This is a genomic window from Enterovibrio norvegicus (assembly GCF_002876705.1).
GTDB lineage: Bacteria > Pseudomonadota > Gammaproteobacteria > Enterobacterales > Vibrionaceae > Enterovibrio > Enterovibrio norvegicus_B.
Genome location: NZ_MDAG01000059.1, coordinates 1 through 5,997, shown reverse-complemented (window position 1 = coordinate 5,997; position 5,997 = coordinate 1). Strand labels below are relative to the sequence as shown.

The window sequence follows — 5,997 nt, the reverse complement described above, 5'->3', positions numbered from 1 at the left end:
CCTGGGTAATCATAGTGTTCATAGGTGCCGCGCTGGAAACTCATCTCCGTGCCGGCTTTGTCGTGCAAAAAGCCATAAGCCGGCTTTTTGAAACTGTAATCTTTAAGCTGCGCCGACGAAGGGCGCGCTTGTGCCGAGAACTGCCAGCCCTTCACAAAGGCCTCATCACTCTTACCGCCGACATTGGCGTTATACGGCAACACTGACCCAGAGGCGGTGAGTGTCTGCGTATCATCTGAAAACAGCACCGTGTGCTTGTCTTTGTCATGCAAGAAACAATAGAAAATGCCTTCTTCTGCCGCGAGACGCTGAAGGAAATCCAAATCCGTTTCACGGTACTGGACACAATACTCACGGACTTGGGGTTGCCCAGAAATCGAAAAGGCATAGTCATCAATGCCCATCTCTTGGAGCAAGACACTCATGATTTCAGGGGCAGATTGTTGCTGGAAAATGCGGCTGTTATGACGAAGCGATAAACGAGACAGTGCAGGAACCATCTCAAGGGCATAACGGGTGTGGCTGAATCCCATATCACCGCGGGTAAAGCGGCGCACAATGCCATGAAAGCGTTGTTCTAGTTCGCCGTTGTTCCACAACATGAGGGTGACATTGCGGTCAACGACCTCGTCTTGCGAGACAGATTCATTGCGGCTGGCGAGTTTAACCTGATACAGAAAAGGCGTAGAGAGTGCCGACTCCCCCGAGAATTCGAGCACCGCAAAGGTGTCGTTGGGTAAGCCTTCAACAGCAAGAGTAAATTGGAGACCGCTTTCCGTAGCCATAAACCATCCCAGCTTGAGCCTTTAGGTTAAGGCTCTACACAACAAAATATCGTCAGGCGTCATTGCTTGACGACAAAACCCGCCTAAGCGGTTTGAGGTGATTGTTTGCATGCTTGAGAGAAAAAGCGAAGAGCTAACCCCTCCCTAGCCCTCCCCTTGAAAAGTGGAGGGGATCAAAGCGCAATACCTCAAACCCGAAGACGGGTTGATTGCAAAAGGTATCAGTGGGCGAGTGACACGAAATCGGTGTTAACTCGCCCTACCTTTTGCGAAGAAGCCTTACGCTTCAATCGGCGCACGCCAGTCATCAGCACCAGAAGTACCTGCAACTGTGTGTTCCCAATCAATCTTGCGGTACGCAACAGAAACAGTCACCAGCTGAGTGAACTCTTTCTTCTGTGCGTCCTGACAATGAGGCATTTGGCAATCGATATCGATGATGGTGCCGTCAGTCAGAATGGTCGAGAAGAAGTGCTCTTGCTTACCTTCAACCGAGGTGCGGTACCACTTCAGTTCAATTTTCGGCAGCATCTCGCCTGATGCCAGTGAGTTGTACATCAGCGGTACAGCTTTGTTCAGTGCCACGGTGAACTTAAACGGTTTGTGAACACGCTGGCCTGAAGGCTGACCGCTTTGTGGGTCAGTCGGAACCGTCACGATGTGGTCAAACGCTTGAACCAGCATTTGGTCTTCATGACCTTCCACGTAGATGTTACCGACAGAATCAGCAGTGAATGCGCCGGCAGTGATGTTGCCCTGAGTTTTGCCTTCGATGGCGATATAACAAGGAGTTGGCATTGCGATGTCCTTATGCAGTGGATACCGGCCAAAAAGGGTCGGCATAGACGTTAGTTTTGATTACAACGCAGGAGATAACGCAAGGGGTGTGCCAGCTATGTGTGTTAATAAAAACAAAGGGTTAGGAGGGGTTGGAGAAACGAAGAGCAAGGAGTTGCTTAGTTGCTGGGCGAAAAGTTGCTCACTGAGCAAGAATTGGCCGAATTATGAGGGCAGCGCGCGGATGAAATTAGAAAAAAACGGCAACGAATTACAGAGATAGTAGGGTGAAACGCTTTACTTAACGTGAAAAAAGCCGGCATTTTTACTGAACCACACCTCATGTATAGAGGTGCGATCTTTAGAGAAATATTGGAAGCAGAGAGTATCGATTTGAATAGAAGTACGTCTATCCGACGTTGACTGTGCCACCGCCAATAACGACACCACCACAACTTACCGCGTCGCCTGTTCGTGCAACAGGTTTGCCGTCTGCAAATACGGTTGCCGAGCCCGCTGCAATGCTCCTTCCATGGGGTGGATTTTTAGGCTTATCGTGAGGGGCGAGAGGATCGCCTAAACGACAAAGTGGGATACCATCAATGATTACGGTACCCGAGCCCGCGGTTGTTGGCGTTGGCGGAAAGCCATCATGATCGGTTCCCGTATCACCTAATCGAACTGCATTACCCATGATTCATGTCCTTATCTTTTCGATGTTTATTGCTTCAACATCGGGATCACACCGACTTGCGCGTTATAAAAGAAAATCGACGCTGACGTTTGAGGGAAATGCTTCCCTTCATTTGACACGCAAAGTACTTGTCGCGTTTTATATTTTGGCAACGGAAAGAGCGTCTCCGCATTCCTTTTGTCTAGGTAGGTTGAGGCCGTACGATAGCTGGTTGTGACTGCTGTTGCATCGTCACCATTTGAGGCAGCTATTTCAGCAATCAACGTAGTGGGCTGTGTGGGAAAACTCAAACAGTGAGCTTTGGACAGTGAGCCTTCTTTCCAAAAGAAATAATTCTCAAGGAGTAACTTATCGTCACTCGACATTGTTCCCGCTAAATAGTTCTCGCCGTTGATCTCTGCTTTTCCCTCGCCAGCATTGAAGGGCGAAACCAGAATATGTTGTTCAAAACCAGCATCAGGCAACGAGGTGAAAATGCCATTGAGTTCAGTGGTGTCTTGACCATGAGCGCTTGAAATCGAAGACAGTGCGATAACTAAGCCGAACAAAGTGATTGCCTTCATAGACTCACCCAAAAGGCAGCATCACCGTCTTCATTTACTTTCTCTCCACCTAACCGTTCACTGGTGCGCGCGGATATTTTTCCATTACTAATGTTAGATACCCATTCAGCAGTAACAGGCGCTTCATCGCCAGGCAGTGCGAGATGATGGTGCGGCAGACCGTCGGCTGCGAACTGATTGGCAACGCCTTTTTCACGCGCAAAATCTACCCAGTCTTTAGGGTAATAGAGTTGTTGCTGATAGCTAGCATCATCAAGATCATACAGAACAGTGGCGGCAGCAGTTTCAAGCGCCCAATAGCCAAAATGTGTAGGGAACCGTCCTTTATGGCGATTGTGCCAGTAGCACCCCTTCATGCCTTTGTACCATCCTTTTAAGTAGGCTTTGAGGCTGGCTTGACGTTCGCTTTGGGTTGGCGATGCACCATCGCCTTTTATCGCATCATAAAACGTGTGGTATGTCTTTTCATTCACGAGCTCTTCGGCGCGTGGTAACCCTTGAATACCTGCTCTCGTGAAAAACTGTGCGAGGGCTTTGTCATCGTTATCTTGCGGGTTTTTGGCTGTCATGCGGATTACCAACAGTACAGCATCTCTATTGCCCGTCAGCACGGCCAGGCTGAGTAGCCAGTATAAGTATTGATAGCCATCAGGCTCCCAATAGGCAATGGTGTGAATTGGAAAGCGAGATTTGTGTAATGCGAGATAATCGAGTGCAAGGGCGGTTTTGTCCTGCACCTCTTGCATATCGCCGCCAGCTGAGTAGGTAAGAATGGCATTTTCGACATGATCGATAACGTTGCCCCAACTGACACCTTTGCGGTGGTGAATATCTTTGGTTTCATCAACGATGATAGCTTCAGACTCTGCATCGTTAAGCACACACGTGACAAAAAACTCATTCTTTTTTTTGTAGGTTTCTTCTTCTAAGAATGGGTCACGTCGCGTTGTATTAAATGTGGTCATGATCTTCCTTTAATCCAGCGGCAGAGATTCAACGGCATTAGCTGCTCTATCTAATCTGGTTACATTAACGACTTCTCCAGATTCATCAACAATCATTAACCATCTATCAAACCCTTGGTTCCGAACTTGTCGTGCTTGAGTATCCCCTAAGTCATCCGCCAAACGAGGAAGGATCCAATCATCACTCATTTGCTTCGCAGCAGGGTAGTTGGTCGTGCCCCGTGTTGTGGGAAGAAGCGTTGTGCGCGCAACACCATCCGAATCAATATAGGTGTCTGATGTTGTGCGATATTTTGTCTCGGTAATGATGAACGGTGGTGGCGGATTCGCATTGCGATAGATGCCGTCTATTCCTCGACCTCTTGGCGCATCTTCAAGTGAGCGCACTTGGCGGTCAACAGGAAGCATGTTTTCGTGACGGCGATTGAGCATGTAGTTGTCACTGATAATTTCGCCGTAAAGCCCTTTTTGTGAGCGAGTCAAAATTCGAGGGTTAACCGCTGCAACGCTGGGGTCGAGTTCATGAACCGTGCGCGCATTAACGTCAGCGCGATAGCTTGGTGCATACTCATCGGCTTGCTTGTTAAGTGCAGCAGCTAGATCATCCAAAATCTTTTGAACGGGTGCGATAGCAGGCGCAATCATGCTATCTGCTGCTTCCTGCACTGAACGCACAATGCGCACGGCTTCATCGAGCCAACTTTTGACATCGGCAGGCGCGATATAACGGATTCTTGCGACAACACTGTTGAGTGTTTCTACGGCGCTGTTTAACAGATCTTTCAACTTACCCGCAGTGACTTCACCACGAATGCTGCTGATTTTGTCTGCAACTTGGCGGAGCACTAAATCGATGCGGGATATGCCTAGAATTCGGCGAACTTTATCGTTTTCGAGGAAGGATAAAATAGGCGCCATGGCAGGCCGAATGGCCTTAGCGACATCCCCTCCGGCTTTGCGAATAAACAGGAACAGGATCTTTAGAATGCCTTTGATGGCGGATCCGAGACTTGGAATCAAACCGATCAGAGTGAGGCAAAGTGCAATCCAAGCTGCTTTGTTGCTGGAATCTTTGTAAATGAGGCGGCAGTTGGCGATGAGATCACGGCAATCAAGCACCTGGTCGACGATAGGGATAAGTCCTAAAACGGCATTGGCAGCGATTTGGCCTGTGGTTTGGTTGGCATTGAAATCTCCTTGCATGGCCTCCCAAATCCACTCTAATGCGCCGAGTGTCGAATCATAGGCATCTTGTGCTTTTTGCTTAATGTAATCTTCGCCAGCACTGTAGGCTTCTTCAAGGTTGTCATAGAGATAGGAAAATAACTCATTACCCCACATTAGCTACTTCCCCCTAACAAGGCGTCTATGTTTGATACCAATTGTTCAATTGGCTGCTTTTCAATGTCTTCGAATTCACTTTCAGGGTCGTAGTAAACGCGTACAGGGCCTGCAGGGACTTCGTCAATCCGCGCGTGACCATCGCCATCAAGCACACCTTCTACTTCGGTGCCATCGCTCAAAATGGCTTTAAATGGGGCATTGGCAAATGGCGCCATGTCTTGATCAAGGTAATCAAACTCAACCCAATTGGTGCCGAGTTCGCTGATGAGTAGGGTTGAGATACTTGGAAGAGCAGGTGAAGCGCCGCTGCCGCTGCCCGCACTGCCACCAGAATTTAAATTCACCACAGCACCAGAAAGATGCACACCGGCAGGATCAAGCTTGACGAAACCCGCGGCGGTTTTAATGGTGATTTCTGTTCCCGCTTCAATAATGACTTTGTCGCCGGCCTTGTGATGGATCTCTGAACCTGCTTCTAAAAGGTGCTTCTTACCTTGTTTGATGTGCAGTGAGCTGTCTGTTGTCAGGCTGATGTCACCAGCGACATGGGCTTTACTTTGCCCGTCTACCGTCAGGTGGTCATCCACTTTTATGTGCGAAAACCGCTCGTTCTCCACATCCAGATGCAAGTCATGTTTGATGTTGTCTTTGCGGTCATTCTCGACCAGCAAGTTCATGTCTTTTTGGGCATGAACATAGATTTCTTCTTGTCCCGCTTCATCCTCAAAACGCAGTTCATTGAAGCCTTCCCCTTGATGGGTTTCGGTTCTCAGGACTGTACGGGTTTTGTTGGCCGGCAGCGGGTAGGGCGGCACATTGGTCGCGTGGTAGGTGCGACCCGTGATAATTGGTTGGTCAGGGTCACCTTC

The 5,997-nt window shown here is 48.9% G+C and carries 7 protein-coding genes; all 7 read right to left on the bottom strand.

The window, feature by feature from the left end:
• On the bottom strand, window positions 1–785 hold a 785-nt coding region (gene tssI, locus BCT27_RS22765), incomplete at its 3' end, for a type VI secretion system tip protein TssI/VgrG (protein WP_133153390.1).
• Between the two features lie 279 nt (window positions 786–1,064).
• On the bottom strand, window positions 1,065–1,583 hold the full coding sequence (locus BCT27_RS22760; RefSeq protein WP_017015011.1) for an Hcp family type VI secretion system effector: 519 nt from the start codon (window positions 1,581–1,583) through the stop codon (window positions 1,065–1,067).
• A 388-nt stretch (window positions 1,584–1,971) separates the two neighbouring features.
• Window positions 1,972–2,256 carry a type VI secretion system PAAR protein gene (locus BCT27_RS22750; RefSeq protein ID WP_017017621.1) on the bottom strand — a complete coding sequence of 95 codons (285 nt, stop codon included), beginning with the start codon at window positions 2,254–2,256 and terminating at the stop codon, window positions 1,972–1,974.
• Between the two features lie 26 nt (window positions 2,257–2,282).
• Window positions 2,283–2,819 (bottom strand): hypothetical protein, encoded by a 537-nt coding sequence (locus BCT27_RS22745; RefSeq protein WP_102396869.1) that lies wholly within the window; start codon window positions 2,817–2,819, stop codon window positions 2,283–2,285.
• The gene (locus BCT27_RS22740) at window positions 2,816–3,784 is read right to left on the bottom strand and encodes a PoNe immunity protein domain-containing protein (protein ID WP_102396868.1); all 969 of its coding nucleotides are present in this window, start codon (window positions 3,782–3,784) and stop codon (window positions 2,816–2,818) included. The genes BCT27_RS22745 and BCT27_RS22740 overlap by 4 nt, the downstream gene beginning before the upstream one ends.
• A 9-nt stretch (window positions 3,785–3,793) precedes the next feature.
• On the bottom strand, window positions 3,794–5,125 hold the full coding sequence (locus BCT27_RS22735) for a hypothetical protein (RefSeq protein WP_102396867.1): 1,332 nt from the start codon (window positions 5,123–5,125) through the stop codon (window positions 3,794–3,796).
• A partial coding sequence (locus tag BCT27_RS22730; RefSeq protein WP_422386145.1) for a bacteriophage T4 gp5 trimerisation domain-containing protein occupies window positions 5,125–5,997 on the bottom strand: 873 nt, incomplete at its 5' end. The genes BCT27_RS22735 and BCT27_RS22730, both read right to left, overlap by 1 nt.